This is a genomic window from Bacillus sp. mrc49 (assembly GCF_002803435.1).
In genome coordinates, this window is the sequence record NZ_PHNG01000531.1 from 1 (window position 1) to 963 (window position 963).

The 963-nt window shown below is 42.8% G+C and carries 3 protein-coding genes; 1 reads left to right on the forward strand and 2 read right to left on the reverse strand.

The window, feature by feature from the left end:
- Nucleotides 1-471, forward strand: a 471-nt coding sequence (locus tag CVN76_RS05305) for a PucR family transcriptional regulator (protein WP_198512412.1), incomplete at its 5' end; no start/stop codon positions are given.
- Between the two features lie 135 nt (nt 472-606).
- On the opposite strand, the gene yhfH (CVN76_RS05310) is transcribed toward CVN76_RS05305, so the two are convergent.
- Both yhfH (CVN76_RS05310) and yhfH (CVN76_RS05315) read right to left on the reverse strand, forming a co-directional pair.
- Complete coding sequence (gene yhfH, locus CVN76_RS05310; RefSeq protein WP_442857525.1) at nt 607-750, reverse strand: protein YhfH; 144 nt, start codon at nt 748-750, stop codon at nt 607-609.
- A 24-nt stretch (nt 751-774) separates the two neighbouring features.
- Entirely contained in the window at nt 775-915 is a 141-nt protein-coding gene (yhfH, locus tag CVN76_RS05315) for a protein YhfH (protein ID WP_442857550.1), read from the reverse strand.
- Between the last annotated feature and the right edge of the window lie 48 nt (nt 916-963).

Here is a 963-nt window from a genome sequence, read left to right on the forward strand (position 1 = left end):
GGAAAGCATGTACAAAGATTAAACGAGATTTATAAAAGCTATGAAACGGCACGCGAGACCCTGCTGCTTCAAGATAGTTTACCAGAAGAGAACAGGAGCATTTTTTATCAGGACTTACATATGCATCGCATGATTTCGCTCTTGAATAAACATGGAAACCTGGAGGAAACGGTGCACGAGTACCTAGGTCCTGTCATTGAATATGACAAGCAAAACAATGGCGAGTTAATGCCTACCCTGAAGTCATATCTTGCATGTAACGGATCTAAACAGGAAACTTCCAAACAACTATTCATTGTAAGGCAAACTCTATATCATAGACTGGAAAAGCTAGAGAAACTGTTAGGCTCCGATTTCATGCGATCGGATAAGCGTCTCGGCCTGGAATTCATGATTTTTGCATTGGACTTCCTTCAGTACAGCAGCAGGGACGTCACTGGGAATTATGTGAATAAATATATGGGGAAGTGAAATAAACATGAAGGGTGTCCAAGGGACATCCTTTTTGGCATGGTAAATGAAATGGGAGCTCATATACTGATGAATGGAGGGGGAAATGCTGACATCATAATAGGGGATATGGCAATGGGATGTCAGCATCCTTTTTCAATACTCATCTTTTTTGGATAAGCAATGATCACATTCCAAGAGATACGATTCAGCTTGCTCGGTGATGGTGGTTCCGCACTCCGTACATTGTTTAGGCGGCAGGTTCCTGAAAAACTCCATAGGGTTTTTAGTTTGCATCATGATTCCTCCTCATATTTCGGTCGATTAGTCTTCGCGTTTGGAAAGGCAGTGATCGCATTCCAAGAGATACGATTCAGCTTGCTCGGTGATGGTGGTTCCGCACTCCGTACATTGTTTAGGCGGCAGGTTCCTGAAAAACTCCATAGGGTTTTTAGTTTGCATCATGATTCCTCCTCATATTTCGGTCGATTAGTCTTCGCGATTGGAAAGGCA

Coding starts and splice junctions, on each gene's coding strand:
- yhfH (WP_442857525.1), bottom strand. CDS start 750: ATGATGCAAACTAAAAACCCTATGGAGTTTTTCAGGAACCTGCCGCCT.
- yhfH (WP_442857550.1), bottom strand. CDS start 915: ATGATGCAAACTAAAAACCCTATGGAGTTTTTCAGGAACCTGCCGCCT.